Raw genomic sequence first — 17,610 nt, 5'->3', positions numbered from 1 at the left:
GCATCGCACCACACACCACCGCGAGGCCGCGACGCCGCGATGCCGCGTCGGTGCAGGTTCCCGCAAAGTCGTCGAGCATCCCTCGCGGCAGGGACCTTTACGGACGTACGGTCCCGGCACGGCCCGATCCGAGGCCGCGAGGAGCCGACCCGAAGGCGACCTGATGGACCACCACGCGAAGCACCATCCCCGCGACGAGGCGAAGGGACGTGCGCTGTGCTGCTCGCCATCCCGCTGAACGCCGTCGACGAGCTCGACGAGCCAGACGCGCTCGACGAACTCGGCGGGTTCGACCGCCACGAGCTCGCTCTCGTCCTCACGCTCGCGCACGAGGACGACTTCGAGTCCGTGTCCGACACCGTCATCCTGCCGGTCGTCGGCGACCGCGTGCGCTACAGCCGCGGCTCCGGGCACCTGGTCGGCCTCGAGGGCTCGGTCGTCACCGAGGACGACGCCCCCGATCTGCCGCTGGGCCTCCGGTCCGTGCTCCTCGACGGCGAACCCTGGCCGGTCGTCGTGCCCGTCATGAGCCTCGACCGCGCGGTCCTTCAGCCGGCGAACCGGTAGGACGCACCGTCCTCGGTCCGCACGAGCAGCCCCTGGTCGACGGCGTCCCGCCGGACGATGGCGACGTCCTCGGCGAACATCGCGATCGCCGCGTTGAGCACCGGCTCGGTCACCGGCCGCGCACGCCCGAGGCGGTCGCCCACGATCCCGACGATGCGCAGCGACAGCGGGACCCGCTCGGCCTCGGCGTGCGGCATCCGCGCGATCCGCTCGAACTCGAGGGCTGCTGCCGGCGCCTGGAGCAGCTGCAGCGCCCGCGCGGTCGCACCGAGCAGTGCGCGGTCGGGACCGTGCTCGTCCACCCAGTCGAACGCGTCGACGGCCGCGCGGGTCCGGTCGTCGAGCTCGCCGCCGCCGACCAGCGCGGTCCGGAGCGTGGGGCTGGCGAGCACCGCGACGGCCTGCCGAGCACGTGCCACCGCCCGCGCGACGTCGGACGGCCCCGCACCCGACGACGACCCGACCCCGGGCGACGCGTCCGCGCCCGACGCCGCCCCCGTACCCGTGCCCATCAGAAGTACGTGATCCCGTGCGGCGTCCGCTCCGGCAGCAGCATCGCGCGCAGCCGGGTGATCGCAGCCGGGTCGTCGGCCCGGACGAGCCCGGCGGCCGCGAGCGTCACGGGGGACACCGAACCGATGAGCACCGCACCGAGGTCGGCGACGTCGAGACGCACGTCGGCCGCGCCGTCGGGCGCCTCGGCGGTTCGCGTGACGGCTCCGCGTCCGTCGACGACGTCGAGCCGGTAGGTGCCGGCCGCGTACCCGAGGGCGTCGGAGACCGCCAGGGTGAGCGACCCGTCGACGGCGTAGGGGCGCGACTCCAGCACGGCGGCGACGTCGAGGACGCGCAACCAGACGTGGTCCTCCTCGTGCTCGACGTCGTACGCCCGGTTGTCGCCGAGCGCCGCGACGATCGGGTCGTCCAGCCGCGAGCGGGAGTACCGCACGACGTCGTTGAGGTCGATCGAGAGCAGGAACTCCCAGAGCGACAGGTACGCCTCGTCCGTGGCGTAGACGAGGTCGACGACCTCGAGGACGGTCTCGTCCTCGCGGCCGTGGCCCTCCTTGACCCGCCACGTCACGTACCCGTCGATCTCGTCGGTCCCAGACGGCCGGTGCACGGCGGCACGCACGTCCTTCGCGGGCTCGCCGTCGTACCCGCGCAGGCCGAGCGCGACGGGCCACGTCCCGGTGTTCCGCACCATCGATCCCGGGGTGCGGGCGTCGAACCGCGCGAAGACCTCGCGTGCGGGACCGGCCTCGAGCCACTCGGGCGTCACGACCGTCACGCTGCCCGAGGTCGGTGCGAGCAGCGGCAGCGCCCGGGCTCGACGGACGCGGACGGCGCGCTCCCGGATGGCGCTGCCGAAGCCGAACCGCCGGTAGATCGTGCCCTCCGAGGCGGTGAGGGACGCCATCGGGTACCCCTCGGCGACGCCCCGCGCGAGCGCGTGCGTCATCATCCCGCGGAGGATCCCGCGCCGGCGCTCGGTGGGCCGGACGGTCACGGCGGAGATCGCCTGCGTGTCGACGGTCGAGCCGTCGCCCCAGCTCAGGGCCTTGCGGAACCAGGCGAAGGTGCCGGCGGGCCAGGTCTCGTCGACCGAGCCGGGGAGCGGGTTCCGGACGTGGGCACCGAGCCAGGTCTGGTCGTCCGCGATGAACTCCTGGACGGCGCGCGCCGCGTGCTCCGGCTTCGCGTCGGTCTCGTGGAAGCCCATGTTGACCGCGCGCATCCATGCGTCGGTCTCCGCGGTGGGCGCCCCCTGCGCGTCGAGTGCCGGCGCGATCGTGCGCAGCTCGTACCGTTCGTCGAATGCCTCGTTGCTCACGTCCTCGACACTATCGGGAGCGGCTCGGCGCGCGACAGCGCCGCCACGCTGCGACCGTGCCGCCGCGGCGCGGCAGGGCAGCGGACTGGACGCGCGGGTCGGCCCCGCCGCGTCGGCCCACCCTGCGGACGTGGGCCGTCAGGGTGTGCCGCGTCGCGCCTCCTGGGCGATCACCTCGTCGAGGTCCGACAGCTTCCGCATCTGCTGCAGCGGACGCGCCATCCGGTTGTTGTTCCGCAGGGCGGGCTCCGTGCGCGCGAGGAACGCCCAGTAGCCCGCGGTGAACGGGCAGGCGTCCTCGCCGACCCGTTTCGTCGGGTCGTACCGGCAACCGCCGCAGTGGTCCGACATCCGGTCGATGTAGCGCCCGCCGGAGGCGTACGGCTTCGTGGCGACCATCCCGCCGTCCGCGTGCTGGGACATCCCGATGATGTTCGCCGGCATGACCCAGTCGGTGCCGTCGACGAAGACATCGGTGAACCACTCGGTCAGGTGCACCGGGTCGTAGCCGCGCTGCAGGGCGAAGTTCCCGAGCACCATGAGCCGCTGGATGTGGTGCAGCCAGCCGTGGTCGTGCAGCCCCTCGATCGCAGTGTGCAGGCAGGCGGCGTCGATGTCCGACGCGTCGAGCTCGCGCCACCACCGGGGGAGCCGCTCGTGCGCGTCGAGGGCGTTCTCGGACGCGCCGTAGTCGTCGCCGAACCACCAGTAGAGGTGCCAGACGTAGTCGCGCCAGCCGGCGATCTGCCGGACGAAGCCCTCGACACTCGCGAGCGGGGCGTCGTCGTCACGGTGGGCCGAGAGCGCTGCCTCGATCGCGTCCCGCGGGTCGAGCACGCCGAGGTTCATCGGCACGCTGAGCAGCGAGTGCGCCATCGTCCAGTCGTTCGTGAGCGTCGCGTCCTCGTACGGGCCGAAGTCGTTCAGCCGGGTGCGGACGAAGTCGTCGAGTGCACGGTGGGCCTCGTCCGGGGTCACGGCGAAGCGGCGTCGGTCGTCGGCGCCGACGAACCGCGCGGTCCCGTCCCGCTCCCAGCGGTCGAGGTCACGCCGGACCTCGCCGTCGACGTCGTCCTCCTCGGGCCACCACGGCTCGGGGAGCCCGAGCGTCGTGGCGCCCTTCGGCGGGGACTCGCGGTTCTGGTCGTCGAGGCTGAACTTCCCGCCGACCGGCTCGTCCGAGCGCATGAGCCAGCCCTCACGCTTCCGGACCCGCTCGTAGAACGCCTCCATCCGGAAGCGTCCGGTGCCCTGCGCGGCCCACTCGGCGAACTCGTCCTCGTCGGTCACGAACCCGCGGCTCGGCAGTACCTCGGTGCCCTTGCCCCAGTGCCGGACCTGGGCCCGGAGCGTGCGGGAGGGCGGGTCCACCACCTCGAGGTCGTCGCGACCGACGAGCGCGTCCTTCAGCGCGTCGACCTGCACGTGCTCGACGCGGTCGCCCTCGCCGGCGTCCCGGAGCGCCTGCACGCGGTGCCGGAGCGCGCTCAGCCAGAGGTGGGCCTTGGCCCGGTGCATCGGCCTCGCGGTGAAGAACTCTCGCGCCTCGACCACGAGGAGCGGTCCGCCGTCGTCGAAGTCCGGGCCGTACTGGCCGGGCAGGATCAGTCGGCGGCGCTGGTCGGTCATGCCGCGGACGGTACGCGAGGGCGCGACCGGCGGCTCGCGACGTCCCCCGACTCCACGGCGGTTCCGCGGGTGGCCCGGTCTGTGTAGGGTGACGGACATGCAGTGCCGCTGAACCGTTCTTCGACTCCCACCCGTGCGCCGCTCGGCGCCGTCGAAAGGTTCAGCATGCCCTCCTCCGAACTGCCCCTGCACCGCTCGCTGCCGCTGGCCGGCAAGACCGCCCTCGTCACCGGTGTCTCCCGCCGCCGCGGCATCGGCTTCTCCGTCGCGTCGAAGCTCGCCGACCTCGGCGCGAGCATCGTCGTCCACCACCACCGCCCGCACGACCTCGACCTGCCGTGGGGCGGCGACGACCTCGACGCCGTCCGTGACGAGTTGCGCGCCCACCTCACCGAGGGCGCCGGGTTCACGGACGTCCCCGGCGACCTGTCCGACCCGTCGACGATCCCCGGGCTGATCGACACCGCGACGGCGCTCACCGGGCGGCTCGACGTCCTCGTCTGCAACCACGCCAAGAGCGGCGACGACGGCAGCATCCTCGACATGACGCCCGAGCGGCTCAGCGCGTTCTGGGAGGTCAACACCCGCGCGACGCTCCTGCTCACCGCCGAGTTCGCCCGCCGACGAGCGCCCCGGACGGACGAGGCCCGGCGGCCGGGGGACCGGATCACGGGCAGCGGCCCGTACGACGAGGCGCAAGGACACGTCTTCTGGATGACCTCCGGCCAGATCCACGGAGCGATGATCGGCGAGGTCGCGTACGCCGCGAGCAAGGCCGCGCTCGCCGGGGTGACCGCCACCGTCGCCAAGGAGCTGCTGGAGCTCGGCATCGTGCTGAACACGGTCAACCCCGGGCCGGTGAACACGGGCTACATGGACCCGGAGACCACCGACCGGTCGCTCGACGGGCTGCAGGAGTACCTCGCGAGCACGCCGTTCGGCCGGGTCGGGACACCGCAGGACCCGGCTGAGCTGATCGGGTGGTTGGCGACGTCGTCCGGCAGCTGGGTGGTGGGGCAGGTCCTCACGTCCGACGGCGGGTTCTCGCTGTAGCGGTCACAGTGCCCCGCCCGCGGCGTCCCGGCCACGGTCTCGCTCCCGGCCGGGCCGTCAGTCGGTCGCGCCCTTCGGCGGGTCGACGAGCAGCGCCACCCGGTCGGCGAGGTACCCCGCGAGCGGGACCGCGTCGCCCGCCGTGGGGGACCACCGGACGAACGGCTCATCGCCCTCGACGAAGAGCACCCCGTCCGACCCGACCAGCGTCTCGTCGAGCGGGATCGGTGTCGCGCTGTGGTTCACGGTGTCCCCGGGGGCGAAGTGCCCCTTCTGCGCCGCCGCCCGGTAGGCCCGGCGAACCTCGGCAGACACCGACACGAACTGCGACCGTCCGGGCTCGGTCACGCGTGTGATCCGTCCCGTGGCCCACACCTGGCCGGCCGTCTCGGGCGAGGAGCCGAGCAGCAGTGCGCCGACCCGCCACACACGGCCGAGGGAACGGATCGTCGGGTCACGCCGGATGCCGAGGAGCGCCTTCGGCTCGACGTACTCGCCGAGCGCCTCGTCGCGGGCATCGGCAGCGTCGAGTGCCCGTGCGGCGGCGTCGAGGAGTGCCTTCGCCCGAGCAACACCGTCCGTCACGGCTCCCGAGCGTAGCCCCGCCGACCGGCACGCGCCGTGCGGGGCACGTCACACCACGCAGCACGGCCGCTGGAATGCCGCCGGACGCCCTACCGTTGCACCGACCGGAAACGAGGAGGGGCCCATGGGCATCGTGCGCTGGCTGTTCGACGCGCAGATCGTCATCGGTGACCAGACGGTGCTCTGGCGTGAGGTGATCGGCAACGTCTTCGGTCTGCTCAGCGCCCTCGGCGGCATGCGCCGGAAGGTCTGGGCCTGGCCCGTCGGCATCCTCGGCAACGCCCTGCTCTTCACCGTCTTCATGGGGGCGCTCTTCGACACCCCCAACCCGGTGAACCTGCTCGGTCAGGCCGGCCGCCAGGTCATGTTCATCATCGTGAGCGTCTACGGCTGGTACCGCTGGACGCACCGCCCCGCGGAGGCGACGACCGTGATCGACCCGCACTGGGCCTCCTGGCGGACCCGCGCACTGTTGGTCCTCGGGATGGTGGGCGGCACCGCTGTCCTGACCCCGATCTTCCGCGCCCTCGGCTCCTACGAGCCGGTGTGGAGCGACGCGTGGATCTTCGTCGGTTCCCTGCTCGCCACCTACGGCATGGCCAAGGGATGGGTCGAGTTCTGGCTCATCTGGGTGGCCGTCGACCTGGTCGGCGTCCCCCTGCTGTTCTCTGCCGGTTACTACGCGTCCGGGCTGATGTACGTCTTCTACGGGGTGTTCACCCTCACCGGGTTCTTCGTCTGGATGCGCCAGCGGACGAAGCCCCCGGCGGCGCCGGTGACGGTGGGCTGACGGCCGGGAGGCACGGCTCGCCTCCGCCACGGAGCGCGACCGACCCGCGATGATCGCGACACCCCCGCTCGGGTTGCAGACATCTGCTCACGCTTCGGGTGAGATGGTCGGATGACCGACCAGCACGCGGCCGCACTCGAGGACGAACAGTCGCTCGCGGAGCGGATCGTCCGGGGCGCCATCCGCGCCTACCGGCTGCACCCCTTCGACCAGGTCGACGCCAGCGTGGTCGCCGAGGTGACCGGCGTCACCACGGAAGCCGTCGCCCGCGTCTTCCCCACGTGGGACGCGCTCCTGCTCGTCACCTACGACCGCTGGACGCAGCTCCGCGGGACCCGGCGGAGCGTGCAGCCGACGTGCACGATCGAGCACGTGCGGATGACCCTCGCCGAGGACGTCGCCGACCCCGGCCTCGTCCGGGTGCTCGCGGGCGTGATCAACATCGCCGCCGCCGAGTCCGGCTTCGCCGAGCTGTTCCGGAAGCGGTTCGAGGAGTACGTGGGGGAGCTGACCGCCGGGCTGCAGCGCGACTTCGACGCCGAGACCGAGCGGTCGGTCGTGTCGGCCGACGTCGCAGCGACCCAGCTGCTCGCGCTCTACGAGGGCCTCCAGATCCAGATGCTGGTCCGCCCGCACATCGACGTCCTCGTCGAGTACGACCGAGCCGTCCGGACGCTCCGTCAGGGATGGCGTGAGCGCGAGGTGCCGGCCTGGGACCTCGATGCACCGTCGGGCGTCGCCCCGGCCGACCGCTCCGCGGCGTCGGGCCCGGGTTCGGCGCCGGCCTCGCCGATCTCGTCGCCAGGGGTCAGCGGGCGGTCGGCCGTCCCCGACGCCACGACGCGATCTGCCTGAGGGTCACCTTCGACCCGTACTGCGCGACCGAGTGCCGGAACAGGTACTGCGCGAACCACAGCAGCACCGCCGCGACGACCCAGACGATGACGATGCAGACGATCGACTCGATGACGCTGAGCGACCCGACCGCGTTGCGCACCATGGCGGTCACGGGGGTGAACGTCGGGAAGTACGTGAAGAACGCGGCGACCGGGGAGGTCGGGTTCGTCACCACGAAGAACACCGCGTAGACGGGGATGATCAGGGCGAAGATCGCGGCCGACTGCAGGGACGAGGCGTCCTTGATCGACGGGACGGCGGCGCCGACGGCCACGAAGAGCCCGGAGGCGAGCAAGACCCCGCCGACCAGCAGGAGCGCCCCCACGAGCATCCGCCACGGGTCGACCACGATCGCTCCGAGTCGCGACGCGAACAGGGGCAGGGCGACGGCGAACGTCACGAGCCCGGGGAGCAGGAACACCCCGATCTGCACGAGGCCGACGAGCAGCATCGCGACGACCTTGCCGCGGATGAGGTCACCCGCCGTCACCGTCGTCAGGATCATCTCGGAGATCCGGTTCTCCTTCTCCTCGACGACCACGGTCACCATCCGGGCGGCGAGCAGGATCACCAGGCCGAAGAACGCGGCCGCGTAGAGCGCCGGTGGCAGGACCGACAGCCACCCCGGTGCGACTGCTCCCTCGGCGTAGGTGGTGACGTCGGTGGACGGCGGGTTCCGGAGGAGCTGCACGGCCTGCGGGTCGTCGACCGACGCGGCGACGCTCTGCTCGACCACCCGCTCCGCCAAGGACGAGTACCGCCCGTTGCCGAACAGCCCACGGTCGGCCGCGTCGACCCGGATCGGGGACGTCGCCGGTGCCTCCGGGAACTCGATGAACGCGTCGAGCCGCCCCTCGCGCACCGCTGCACGGTCGGCGGCGGCGTCGGTCGACGGCGTCCCACCCCACTTCTCGGCGACCTGCTCGGACACGAGGCCCGAGCGATCGACGTAGCGGAACGGCGTCTTCGTGGCGGAGCTGCTCGACACGACGGAGTCGGCACCCGCGGACTGGCCGAGTCCGACGAGCAGCGTGACGAGCACGATGACGATCGGCAGCGCGAGGGTGCCGATCCAGAACGCGGGCTTCTTCACCGCGCGGACGAACTCGAAGCGGACGACCGTGCCGAGCCGACTCATGCTGCTGCTCCTGCCGTGGGTTCCTCGGCGACGAGGTCCGCGCCGGCGTCGTGCCCGTACACCTGCACGAAGATCTCGTCGAGGGGGATGCGGCGCATCTCGAACCCCGTCACGTGGGCGCCCGCCCCGACGAGCGAGGCCAGGATGTCCGAGCCGTCCGCCGCGGCCGCGCGGGTCGGGACGAGGTACGCCACGTGCCCCTCGTGCCGGGCGAAGCGGTACAGCGGCGACGGCGGGACCGACCCGTCGAGTCCGACCTTGGCGACCGCACCGCCGAAGGCGTCCTGCACGTCGGGGATCGTCCCGTAGGCGGCGGCGGCACCGTCCTTCAGCAGGAGGATCCGGTCGCAGAGCCGCTCGACCTCGTCCATGTGGTGCGTGACGAGGATCACCGTCGCACCGTCGGCCTTCCGCTCGTCGACCAGGTCCAGCAGCAGCCGGCGGTTGACCGGGTCGAGGCCCTTGGTCGGCTCGTCGAGGATGAGCAGGCGCGGCCGGTCCATGATCGTGATGCCGAGCTGCACCTTCTGCTGCTGCCCGCCGGAGAGCTTGTCGACGCGGAGCTTCGCGCGGTCCGCGAGGCCGACGCGCTCGAGGTACTCGTGGCTCCACGCCGTGGCCTCGTGGCGGCCGAGTCCGCGGAGCTGCCCGAAGTACGTCATCACGTCGATCACGGACTCCTTGCGGTAGAGCCCGCGCTCCTCGGGGAGGTACCCGATCCCGCCGGTCGCCGGCCGGTAGGGGTGCCCGTCGATCGTGAGCGTGCCGGCGGTCGGGGTCGTGATGCCGAGCAGCGCCCGGATGGTGGTGGTCTTGCCGGAGCCGTTGCTGCCGAGCAGGCCGAACGTCTCTCCCGGCGCGATGTCGAACGACAGCCCGTCCACCACGGTGCGGTCCCCGAACCGCATCACGAAGTCCCGCACGCCGATGCTCGCCCCACTCATGCCGCCGACCCTACCGGCGCTCGCCGACGCAGTGCCGCTCGCGCCCGCGCTCGGGCGGTGTCGCATGCGGCACGCTTTCTTTCCCAGAACGGTTGCGATGCATGGTCGGAACGGGCATGCCGGGTCCGAACAACGCGCCAGGCACGCCCGGTTCCGCCGGGCACGCCCGGTTCCGCCGGGCACGCCTGGTTCCGCCGGGCACGCCCGGTTCCGCCTCCGGCGACGGGCGCGACCCCTTGACGGACTGGAGGCACGGTGCCTGCCTGCACCGTGCCTCCAGTCCGTCTCCTGGTTCCGTCAGGAACGCAACCAGGCCGTCCCCACACCCGACAGTGCGCCGTCTGCCACCGGCGCGGAGGCGAGCAGGAGCTCGCCGGAGGGGAGGTCGTACGGCTCGTCGCCGAAGACGGTGACGCTCGTCCAGCCGTTGGGGCGACGGAACGCGAGCACGTCGTCGCGCCCGGTCTCGAGCCACTCGAGGTGCTCCTCGGACTGCAGCTGCCCACGGAGCCCGAGGGCCTTCCGGTAGAGGTTCAGCGTGGAGTGCGGGTCGGCGTCCTCCGCCTCGACCGACACCTCGGCGAACCACGCCGGCTGCGGCAGGTGCGAGCCGCCGGGGCCGAACCCGAAGCTCTCGCCGGAGGTCGTCCACGGGATCGGCACGCGGCAGCCGTCGCGGCCGACGTCGACGCCCGGGTTCCGGAAGAACGCCGGGTCCTGGCGCTCGGCATCGGGGATGTCGCCGACCTCGTGCAGCCCGAGCTCCTCGCCCTGGTACAGGTACGCGGAGCCGGGGAGGGCGAGTTCGAGCAGCGTCGCCGCGCGGGCGCGACGCAGACCGAGCTCGCGGTCGAGGGCGTCCCGCGAGCCGCCGGCGAGCAGCCACGCCGAGCCCTGCTTCTCCTCGGCGCCGTTCCGGGCCGGGAGCGCGTAGCGGGTGGCGTGCCGGACGACGTCGTGGTTCGAGAACACCCACGTGGTCGACGACCCGGACTGCTCCGCGAGACCGAGGTTGAACTCGATGATCTGCTTGAACGACCCGGCGTCGAAGTCGGCCTCGAGCAGGTCGAAGTTGAACGCCTGCCCGAGCCCCTCGGCGCTGGCGTAGCGGGCACGACGGTCCGCGGCGACCCACGCCTCGGCGACCGCGGTGCGGGCGGGGGTGTACTCCTCGAAGACCTGCCGCCACTCGGCGTAGATCTCGTGCACGTCGTCGCGGTCCCAGAGGATGTGCTGCCCGTCCTTCGGGCTCGCGAGCACCTCGGCCCAGCTCGGCAGTTCGCCCGCGGGCAGGTCCTTCGCCAGACCGTGCGCCACATCGATGCGGAAGCCGTCGACACCGCGGTCCGACCAGAAGCGGAGGGTGTGCAGGAAGTCGTCGCGGACCTCGCGGTTCGCCCAGTTCAGGTCGGGCTGCTCCTTCGCGAAGTTGTGCAGGTACCACTGGCCGTCACCGACCGCGGTCCAGGCCGGACCGCCGAAGATCGACACCCAGTCGGCGGGGGCTTCCTCGCCGGAGGAGCCGGTGCCGTCCCGGAAGACGTACCGGTCACGAGCCGCGCTGCCCTTCGGCGACGCGAGCGCCTCGCGGAACCACTCGTGCCGGTCACTCGTGTGGTTCGGCACGACGTCGACGATGACGCGGATGCCGGCAGCGTGCAGCGCCGACACCATCTCGTCGAAGTCGTCGAGGGTGCCGAGGCGCGGGTCGACGTCGCGGTAGTCGTCGACGTCGTAGCCCCCGTCGGCGAGGGCGGACGGGTAGAACGGGCTGAGCCAGACCGCCTCGATGCCGAGCGACGCCAGGTACGGCACGCGCGACGTCACGCCGGGGAGGTCGCCGATGCCGTCGCCGTTCGCGTCCGCGAACGAGCGGGGGTAGATCTGGTAGACGCTGGCCTGACGCCACCAGGTCTCGGCGTCGGTGGGGGCTGCGGGCTGCACGAGCGTGTCGGTCACGTCGGGCCTTTCGTTGTCCGTACGGGTGGTGGTCATCGCGTCGCTCACTTGATCGCGCCCTGCGTGACCCCGGCCATCACCCAGCGCTGCGTGAACAGGTAGACGATGATCGCCGGCGCCATCGCCATCAGGTACGAGGCGAACGACACGTTGTAGTTGTTGCTGAACTGCGTCTGGAACATCTGCTGCAGCACGGGCAGGGTCTGCAGGGCCGGATCGGACGTGATGAGCGACGGCATCACGAAGTCGTTCCACGACGCGAGGAACGCGAAGATCCCGACGGTGGCGCTCATCGGCGCGAGGAGCGGGAACACCAGCCGCCAGAACACCTGACCGGTGGTCGCGCCGTCGATGCGGGCGCTCTCCTCGAGCTCCGCCGGGATCGACCGCAGGAACGCCGTGAAGAGCAGCACGCTGAAGGAGAGCTGGAACATGACGTGCAGGATCGCGACCCCGAACGGGTTGTCGAGGCCAGCCAGTCCGGTCAGCTTCACCTGCGACAGCGCGAGCACCGGGAACGGCAGGAACATCGCGGCGAGCAGGTAGAAGAACGACCAGCGGAACAGCCGGCGCTCCCAGTTGCGGGCGATCGCGTACGCCGTGAACGAGGCGAGGAGGATCGTCCCGACGACCGTGATCGCGGCGACGAGCACGGAGACCCCGAACGCGCGCGGGAAGTCCGTGAGCTCCCAGGCCTGCACGAAGCCGTCGACGCTGAACGGTGCCGGCAGCGAGAACGCGTTGCCGTCGACCGCCTGCGAGGACGTCTTGAACGCCATCGTGACCGTCACGTACAGCGGCACGAGCACGGACAGGGCGCAGAGGACGAGGACGATCGTCACGGGCCAGTTGACGCGCTCGCCGCGACGTCCCGCGTTGCGGTCGGCGTCGACGGAGCGGAGCGTGCCCGTCGCGGTGGTCCCCGGCTGCAGGGGTGCCTGGATGGTCATCAGAGCGCTGCCTTCCCGCGGGTCGCCCGCAGCTGGATCACGGCGATCACGACCGCGATCACGAAGAAGATGGTGGCGTTCGCCATCTGGTAGGCGTAGTCGCCGCCGTTGAAGCCCTTGAAGATCGACATCGCGACGCTGGTCGTCGAGGTGCCGGGGCCGCCGTCGGTGAGGCCGACGATGATGTCGTACGAGTTCAGGAAGTTCTTGAACCCGATGATGAGGTTGATGAGGATGTAGCCCGCGGTGAGCGGCGCCGTGATCGACACGAGCTGTCGCCAGGCGCTCGCACCGTCGAGGGCCGACGCCTCGTAGACCTCACCCGGGATCGACAGGACGCCGGCGATGTAGATGAGGAGCGTCGACGGGATGGCCTGCCACGCGGTCACGACGACGACCGCGACCCACGCGAGGTCGGGGTTCGCCAGGATGCTCTGTTCGAGCGGCGCGAAGCCGAGTGCGGTCGCGAGGGCCGGCAGGCTGTTCGCGAACAGGAACGAGAACACGTAGGCGATCACGATCCCGGAGATCACCATCGGCAGCACGAAGACCGCTCGGAGGGCGATCTTGCCGCGGACCTTCGACGTCAGGGCGATCGCGAGGAGGAACGCGAGCGCGTTCACGACGAGCACGGTGACGAGCGAGAACCCGATCGTGAACAGGTACGCCTGCAGGATCGCCGGGTCGCTGAACACGGCGACGTAGTTCGTCAGGCCGATGAACCGGAAGTCCCCGAACCCCACGGAGTCGGTGAAGCTCAGGACGATGCCCATCACTGCGGGGAGGGTGATCGCCAGCGTGAAGAGCAGGAGGGTGGGGATCAGGAAGACGAGGAAGAGCGGGTCGACCCGGTTGCGCTTCGTGCGCAGTCCGGTCCGGCCGGCGCGTCGTCCGGACTGGAGGCGCGGTGCGGCTCCGCCCCGTCGGCGGCTGCCCGCCGTCGTGACGGATTCTGTCGTGGTGGTGGCCAAGGTCGTGTCTCCTTACGCGGCCGTGCGGAGCGCGAGACGCGCCCAGTCGCCGTCGAGGGTGCGGAGTTGCGGAGCGGGGGCACCGCCGAAGGCGATGGACTGCAGGTAGTTCGCCACCGGGATCTCCGCGGGGATGAGCTGCGAGGCTCCCAGGTAGAAGTCGGCCTGGTCGTACGAGTCCTGCATGCCGCGGAGCGCGGGGTTCGACGCCGGCGGGGAGTCCTTCCGGACGCCGAAGCCGTTGTTGTCGGCGTTGTACTTGTCGTTCACCGCCGGGCTCATGAGGAACGACAGGAACTCGCGGGCGGCCTCCTGCTTGCGCGAGGCCTCCGGGATCCAGAGTCCGAGGTCGACGTTCACGCGCACCTTGTTGTCTGCGGCGTCGTCGGTGGCCGGGAAGGGGAAGGTACCGAGGTCGATGTCCTTGCTGGACTTCGCGATCTCGCCGAGCGCCCACGGGCCCTGCAGGTACATCGCGGCCTTGCCCTGCGCGAACGCGAGGTTGCCGTCCCCGTAGCCGCGGCTGGCCGCACCCTTCTGGTGCCACTGCAGCAGGTCCACCATGCGGTCGACGGGGGCGGCGAAGTCCTTCTCGAAGGAGACTCGCGAGCCCTTCCCGACCTTCGTGCCCTCGCGGTCGAGCGCCGCGAAGGTCTCCTGCAGGTCGAGCATGCCGCCGACGGAGTAGTCGAACATGCCCTGCGCGATGGTCCAGTTGTCCTTGTACGTGCCGTACATCGGGGTGATGCCGGCCTTCGTGAGGCGTTCGCACACGTCGCGGAACTCGCTCCACGTCGTGGGGACCTCGATGCCCTGGTCGGCGAAGATCCGCTTGTTGTAGATCACCGACGCGGCGGTCACCGAGTACGGCAGGACGCTCGTGCGGCCCGGGTAGTCCGCGGTCTGCCGCATGAGCGGCCACAGGTCCGGGTTGATTGTGTCCTTCTCCGGCAGGTCCGACAGGTCGGTGAGCGCGCCGTGCTCGACGAACGAGACCATCGCGTAGTTGTAGTTCAGGCAGCCGAGGTCCGGCGGCCGGTTCCGGACGAAGTTCGCGGACATGTTCGACGTCGAGTCGCGGATGACCCGGATCTTCGACTGGCTCTCGTGGAACTTCGCGATGACGTCGTCGAAGTAGCCGATGACCTCGGGCTTCGACACGTAGAACGTGATCGTCTCGGGGCGTGCGCTCGACCCTCCGAGCGGTGCGCACCCGGCGAGGGCGAGGCCCGCACCGATGCCGCCGGCGCCGAGCAGGAAGGACCTCCGGCTCACCGCGGCGGCCGTGCCCTTCGTGGCGTGTGGTTGCACGTCGTCTCCGTCCGCACGGACCCGGCAGCCCTGCCGTTCCGTGTCGCGGGGCGGCTTTGGTGTCGCCCCGCAGGAGTAAATGTAGCGAGAAAATCTAATCGCGCAAGCAACTCGTTCCGCGGTAGTGTTCCGACCATGCCGCCGCCGCGAGGATCGAGTGCCGAGGTCGTCCTCGCGTACGCCTTCGGCTCCGGTGCGTTCACGGCGACGGAGGCGATCGCGGGGACGGGGTTGACCCGCTCGACCGTGCTCGCCGCGTGCGACGAACTCGTCCAGCTCGGCTGGCTGCGCGCGCTCGACGACGCCCGTGCAGCGGGGGAGTACCGCAAGGGCCGGCCAGCGCGCCGGTACGCGCTCGACGACGACGCAGGGGTGCTCGTCGGCGTCGACGCCGGTCAGCACCGGGTGTCCGTCGCGGTCGCCGACCTCCGCGGTGTCGTCCGTGGCCGCGCGGCCGCGTCGCTCGGGGACACCGGTCTCGACGTCGCGACGCGACTCGGCGCGGTACGGGACGCGGTGGCGGAGGCGCTCGCCGACGCACGGGTCGGCGCGGACCGGGTGCTCGTGGTCGTCGTGGGGATCCCGGCGCCGGTCGACGTGCGCGGTGCCTCGCCGCGCGACGACGGGTACTGGGACCGGATGAACCCGGGGTTCGGGGCGCTCCTCGGGTACGGACGCCTCGTGGTCGAGAACGACGCGAACCTCGCCGCCCTCGCGGAACGCCCGTCCTCCGGCGACGCCTCCTTCGCCGCGCTGCTCTCGGGTGAGCGGTTCGGCGCCGGGATCGTCGTCGACGGCGTGCTGCTCCGGGGCGCACGTGGCGGAGCAGGTGAGATGCGTGTGCTCGACCTCGTCGACGGCGTCGGCTCCCCGGAGGGCATCGGCGCGACGGCTCGCCTGCTCGTCGCCGAGGCCGCCGACCGGATCCCGCCGGGGTCACTCCTCGCCGGCCGGAACGGTTCGGAGCGCCTGTTCGAGGCCGCGGCGCTCGGCGACCCCGTCGCGGTCGAGGTCGTCGACCGCCTCGGGGACCGGCTGGCCCGCGTGGGCGTGCTCCTCGCGAGCCTGCTCGACATCGACCGGGTGGTCGTCGCCGGGGCGATCGCGGACGCGGTCGGTCCCGTGCTCGACCGGGCTCGGGTGCACCTCGCCGACTGGGACTACGACCCGGTCCCGGAGCTCGTCGCCTCGAGGCTCGGCGCCGACGTCGTCGTGCTCGGCGCCGTCGCCCGGGCGCTCGACGAGGTCCGGACGGACCCGCTCGCGCTGGCGCTCCCGGTCGCCGCCTCGCTCAGCGCTCCCCTGGCAGTGGGATGACCTTCCGGTCGTTCCACGGTTCCGTCCACCCCAGCCGGTCGAACAGCGCGTCGAGGAGCATCGCCGTGAAGCCCCACACCGTCTCCGTCCCGTGCTCCGCGGCGAGGGTGAACGCCGGTCCACGCCATTCCTGACCGTCCCGCCGGATCACGGTCACGCCGCGGTGGTCGGGATCGAGCAGGTCGGCGACCGGTGCCCGGAAGACGGTCGCGGACTCCCGCTCGTCGACGACCCGCACGGGCGAGGGCGACCGCCACCACGCGAGGACCGGTTCGACGAGGTGGTTCGAGAACGCGAGCGGTACGGCGGGGAGCACCCCGAGGACGTCGACCCCCTCGGGGTCGAGCCCGGTCTCCTCGTGCGCTTCGCGGAGGGCGGCGTCGGCGGCGTCTGCGTCCCCTGCGTCGATGCGTCCGCCGGGGAAGGCGACCTGGCTCGGATGGGCTCGGAGCGTGTCCGCGCGTCGGAGGAGCAGGACGTCGAGGTCGTCGGAGACCCTCGGTACCGACGCGGCACGGTCACTCGGACGGTCGTCGAGGACTCCGAAGAGCAAGAGGACGGCGGCCCGTCGTGGTGACGGCAGGGCCGGGAGCGTCGGCACGAGTGGTGCGGTGGTGTCCCGGCCGACCGCCGCCAGCGCTGCCCGTGCCTGCTCGTCGCCCACGCCCCCACCCTAGGCGGACGGTGCAGCGGTGGCGTCCGGCTCGGCCAGCACGACGACCTTGCCGACGATCCGACCGGCGGCACCCTCGGCGTGCAGTGCCGGCAGGTCCGCGAGCGGGATGCGTCGCGTCACCTCGACGTGCAGCTCTCCGGCGTCGACCAGGCGGACGAGTTCGACCAGGCGCCCCCGGTTCGGCTGCACGAACACCGTGGCGGCCCGGACGTCACGGTCGTCGTCGCCCGGGGTGGCGATGAACGCCGTCGTGCTCACGACGGTGCCACCGTCGCGGACGAGGGCGACCAGGTCGGCGAAGCGCTCCGGGTCGAGCGGGGCGAGGTTGAGCAGCACGTCGACCTGCCCGTCCACCGCCGTGAGGAGGTCGTCGGTGGTGTGGTCGACGACGACGTCCGCGCCCGCGGCCCGCACGGCTTCCGCGCTCCGCGGGCTCGCCGTCGCGACGACCTCGATGCCGGCGCGCTTCGCCAGCCGGACGGCGTACTTCCCGACGACCCCGCCGGCGCCGACGATCAGCAGGCGCTGCCCCGCGGTCAGTCGGCCCTCGTCGAACACCGCCTGCCACGCCGTGAGCGCCACGGAGGGCAGTGCCGCCGCGTCCGCGAGCCGGATGCTCGACGGTGCGGCGACGAGCGACTCCGCCGGGGCGACCACGAACTCCGCGGCCCCGCCGTCCCGCTCCATCGGGAGGAACGCGATCACCGCGTCGCCGACCCGCAGATCCGTCACGTCGGCGCCGAGTTCCTCGACCGTGCCGGACACGTCGTAGCCCGGGATGTGCGGCAGGACGACCGGGATCGGGAGGAACCCGCCCCGCATGCCGTTGTCCGCGGCGTTGTAGGCCGACGCGGCGACCCGCACCAGGACCTGTCCGGCTCCCGGCGTCGGTCGGTCGATCTCTTCGATCCGCAGGACCTCCGGTCCGCCGACCTCGTGGAAACGCACTGCTCGCATGGTCTTGTCCTTCGTTGGTTGAGCCTCGTGTG

17 protein-coding genes are annotated in these 17,610 nt (G+C 71.8%); 5 read left to right on the top strand and 12 right to left on the bottom strand.

Annotated elements, in window-relative coordinates; all coding sequences use genetic code 11:
• Positions 1 to 216 precede the first annotated feature (216 nt).
• Positions 217 to 567, top strand: coding sequence for a hypothetical protein (locus tag NS184_RS02680; RefSeq protein WP_058724598.1), 351 nt, complete (start codon positions 217 to 219; stop codon positions 565 to 567).
• On the opposite strand, the gene NS184_RS02675 is transcribed toward NS184_RS02680, so the two are convergent.
• The 3 genes from NS184_RS02675 to NS184_RS02665 form a co-directional block, all read right to left on the bottom strand.
• Positions 549 to 1,079 carry a DUF2087 domain-containing protein gene (locus tag NS184_RS02675; RefSeq protein WP_058724597.1) on the bottom strand — a complete coding sequence of 177 codons (531 nt, stop codon included), beginning with the start codon at positions 1,077 to 1,079 and terminating at the stop codon, positions 549 to 551. The two genes, NS184_RS02680 and NS184_RS02675, sit on opposite strands and share 19 nt — an antisense overlap.
• Positions 1,079 to 2,401 (bottom strand): GNAT family N-acetyltransferase, encoded by a 1,323-nt coding sequence (locus NS184_RS02670; protein WP_058724596.1) that lies wholly within the window; start codon positions 2,399 to 2,401, stop codon positions 1,079 to 1,081. The genes NS184_RS02675 and NS184_RS02670 overlap by 1 nt, the downstream gene beginning before the upstream one ends.
• A gap of 138 nt (positions 2,402 to 2,539) precedes the next feature.
• Positions 2,540 to 4,030, bottom strand: a complete 1,491-nt coding sequence (locus NS184_RS02665; protein WP_058724595.1) for a cryptochrome/photolyase family protein — start codon at positions 4,028 to 4,030, stop codon at positions 2,540 to 2,542.
• A 165-nt stretch (positions 4,031 to 4,195) separates the two neighbouring features.
• On the opposite strand from NS184_RS02665, the gene NS184_RS02660 reads away from it, so the two are divergent.
• Positions 4,196 to 5,083: an SDR family oxidoreductase gene (locus NS184_RS02660; protein WP_058724594.1), complete on the top strand. Its 888-nt coding sequence runs from the start codon at positions 4,196 to 4,198 to the stop codon at positions 5,081 to 5,083.
• 57 nt (positions 5,084 to 5,140) lie between these two features.
• On the opposite strand, the gene NS184_RS02655 is transcribed toward NS184_RS02660, so the two are convergent.
• Positions 5,141 to 5,668: a hypothetical protein gene (locus tag NS184_RS02655; protein WP_058724593.1), complete on the bottom strand. Its 528-nt coding sequence runs from the start codon at positions 5,666 to 5,668 to the stop codon at positions 5,141 to 5,143.
• 124 nt (positions 5,669 to 5,792) lie between these two features.
• Between NS184_RS02655 and pnuC the strand changes: the two genes are divergently transcribed.
• Both pnuC and NS184_RS02645 read left to right on the top strand, forming a co-directional pair.
• The gene (gene pnuC, locus NS184_RS02650) at positions 5,793 to 6,458 is read left to right on the top strand and encodes a nicotinamide riboside transporter PnuC (protein WP_058724592.1); all 666 of its coding nucleotides are present in this window, start codon (positions 5,793 to 5,795) and stop codon (positions 6,456 to 6,458) included.
• 111 nt (positions 6,459 to 6,569) lie between these two features.
• Positions 6,570 to 7,313, top strand: coding sequence for a TetR/AcrR family transcriptional regulator (locus NS184_RS02645; protein WP_058724591.1), 744 nt, complete (start codon positions 6,570 to 6,572; stop codon positions 7,311 to 7,313).
• On the opposite strand, the gene NS184_RS02640 is transcribed toward NS184_RS02645, so the two are convergent.
• From NS184_RS02640 to NS184_RS02615, 6 genes are all read right to left on the bottom strand, one after another.
• Positions 7,267 to 8,493, bottom strand: a complete 1,227-nt coding sequence (locus NS184_RS02640) for an ABC transporter permease (protein WP_058724590.1) — start codon at positions 8,491 to 8,493, stop codon at positions 7,267 to 7,269. The genes NS184_RS02645 and NS184_RS02640 overlap by 47 nt on opposite strands.
• Entirely contained in the window at positions 8,490 to 9,437 is a 948-nt protein-coding gene (locus tag NS184_RS02635; protein ID WP_058724589.1) for an ABC transporter ATP-binding protein, read from the bottom strand. Before NS184_RS02635 ends, NS184_RS02640 begins: the two co-directional genes overlap by 4 nt.
• A gap of 297 nt (positions 9,438 to 9,734) precedes the next feature.
• Positions 9,735 to 11,432, bottom strand: coding sequence for a glycoside hydrolase family 13 protein (locus NS184_RS02630; protein WP_083513396.1), 1,698 nt, complete (start codon positions 11,430 to 11,432; stop codon positions 9,735 to 9,737).
• Between the two features lie 8 nt (positions 11,433 to 11,440).
• Complete coding sequence (locus tag NS184_RS02625; protein WP_058724587.1) at positions 11,441 to 12,346, bottom strand: carbohydrate ABC transporter permease; 906 nt, start codon at positions 12,344 to 12,346, stop codon at positions 11,441 to 11,443.
• Complete coding sequence (locus tag NS184_RS02620; protein WP_058724586.1) at positions 12,346 to 13,317, bottom strand: carbohydrate ABC transporter permease; 972 nt, start codon at positions 13,315 to 13,317, stop codon at positions 12,346 to 12,348. Before NS184_RS02620 ends, NS184_RS02625 begins: the two co-directional genes overlap by 1 nt.
• Before the next feature lie 12 nt (positions 13,318 to 13,329).
• Positions 13,330 to 14,628 (bottom strand): ABC transporter substrate-binding protein, encoded by a 1,299-nt coding sequence (locus tag NS184_RS02615; protein WP_083513392.1) that lies wholly within the window; start codon positions 14,626 to 14,628, stop codon positions 13,330 to 13,332.
• A gap of 135 nt (positions 14,629 to 14,763) precedes the next feature.
• Here NS184_RS02615 and NS184_RS02610 point away from each other — a divergent pair, with 135 nt between their 5' ends.
• Positions 14,764 to 15,945: an ROK family protein gene (locus tag NS184_RS02610; protein WP_058724585.1), complete on the top strand. Its 1,182-nt coding sequence runs from the start codon at positions 14,764 to 14,766 to the stop codon at positions 15,943 to 15,945.
• Here the strand turns inward: NS184_RS02610 and NS184_RS02605 are convergent.
• A complete protein-coding gene (locus tag NS184_RS02605; RefSeq protein WP_058724584.1) occupies positions 15,920 to 16,609 on the bottom strand; it encodes an NUDIX hydrolase in 690 nt (229 codons plus the stop codon). The genes NS184_RS02610 and NS184_RS02605 overlap by 26 nt on opposite strands.
• 9 nt (positions 16,610 to 16,618) lie before the next feature.
• Positions 16,619 to 17,578, bottom strand: a complete 960-nt coding sequence (locus NS184_RS02600; protein WP_058724583.1) for an NADP-dependent oxidoreductase — start codon at positions 17,576 to 17,578, stop codon at positions 16,619 to 16,621.
• Positions 17,579 to 17,610: the final 32 nt, after the last annotated feature.

The sequence above is a fragment of the Curtobacterium luteum genome (genome assembly GCF_001475545.1).
GTDB classification, from domain to species: Bacteria; Actinomycetota; Actinomycetes; order Actinomycetales; family Microbacteriaceae; genus Curtobacterium; species Curtobacterium luteum_A.
This window is presented reverse-complemented; position numbering and strand designations above follow the sequence as displayed.

Excerpts from the sequence above, each read along its gene's own strand:
- NS184_RS02675 (WP_058724597.1), bottom strand. The coding sequence starts at position 1,079 with ATGGGCACGGGTACGGGGGCGGCGTCGGGCGCGGACGCGTCGCCCGGG.
- NS184_RS02665 (WP_058724595.1), bottom strand. The coding sequence starts at position 4,030 with ATGACCGACCAGCGCCGCCGACTGATCCTGCCCGGCCAGTACGGCCCG.
- NS184_RS02660 (WP_058724594.1), top strand. The coding sequence starts at position 4,196 with ATGCCCTCCTCCGAACTGCCCCTGCACCGCTCGCTGCCGCTGGCCGGC.
- pnuC (WP_058724592.1), top strand. The coding sequence starts at position 5,793 with ATGGGCATCGTGCGCTGGCTGTTCGACGCGCAGATCGTCATCGGTGAC.
- NS184_RS02645 (WP_058724591.1), top strand. The coding sequence starts at position 6,570 with ATGACCGACCAGCACGCGGCCGCACTCGAGGACGAACAGTCGCTCGCG.
- NS184_RS02640 (WP_058724590.1), bottom strand. The coding sequence starts at position 8,493 with ATGAGTCGGCTCGGCACGGTCGTCCGCTTCGAGTTCGTCCGCGCGGTG.
- NS184_RS02635 (WP_058724589.1), bottom strand. The coding sequence starts at position 9,437 with ATGAGTGGGGCGAGCATCGGCGTGCGGGACTTCGTGATGCGGTTCGGG.
- NS184_RS02630 (WP_083513396.1), bottom strand. The coding sequence starts at position 11,432 with ATGACCACCACCCGTACGGACAACGAAAGGCCCGACGTGACCGACACG.
- NS184_RS02625 (WP_058724587.1), bottom strand. The coding sequence starts at position 12,346 with ATGACCATCCAGGCACCCCTGCAGCCGGGGACCACCGCGACGGGCACG.
- NS184_RS02610 (WP_058724585.1), top strand. The coding sequence starts at position 14,764 with ATGCCGCCGCCGCGAGGATCGAGTGCCGAGGTCGTCCTCGCGTACGCC.
- NS184_RS02600 (WP_058724583.1), bottom strand. The coding sequence starts at position 17,578 with ATGCGAGCAGTGCGTTTCCACGAGGTCGGCGGACCGGAGGTCCTGCGG.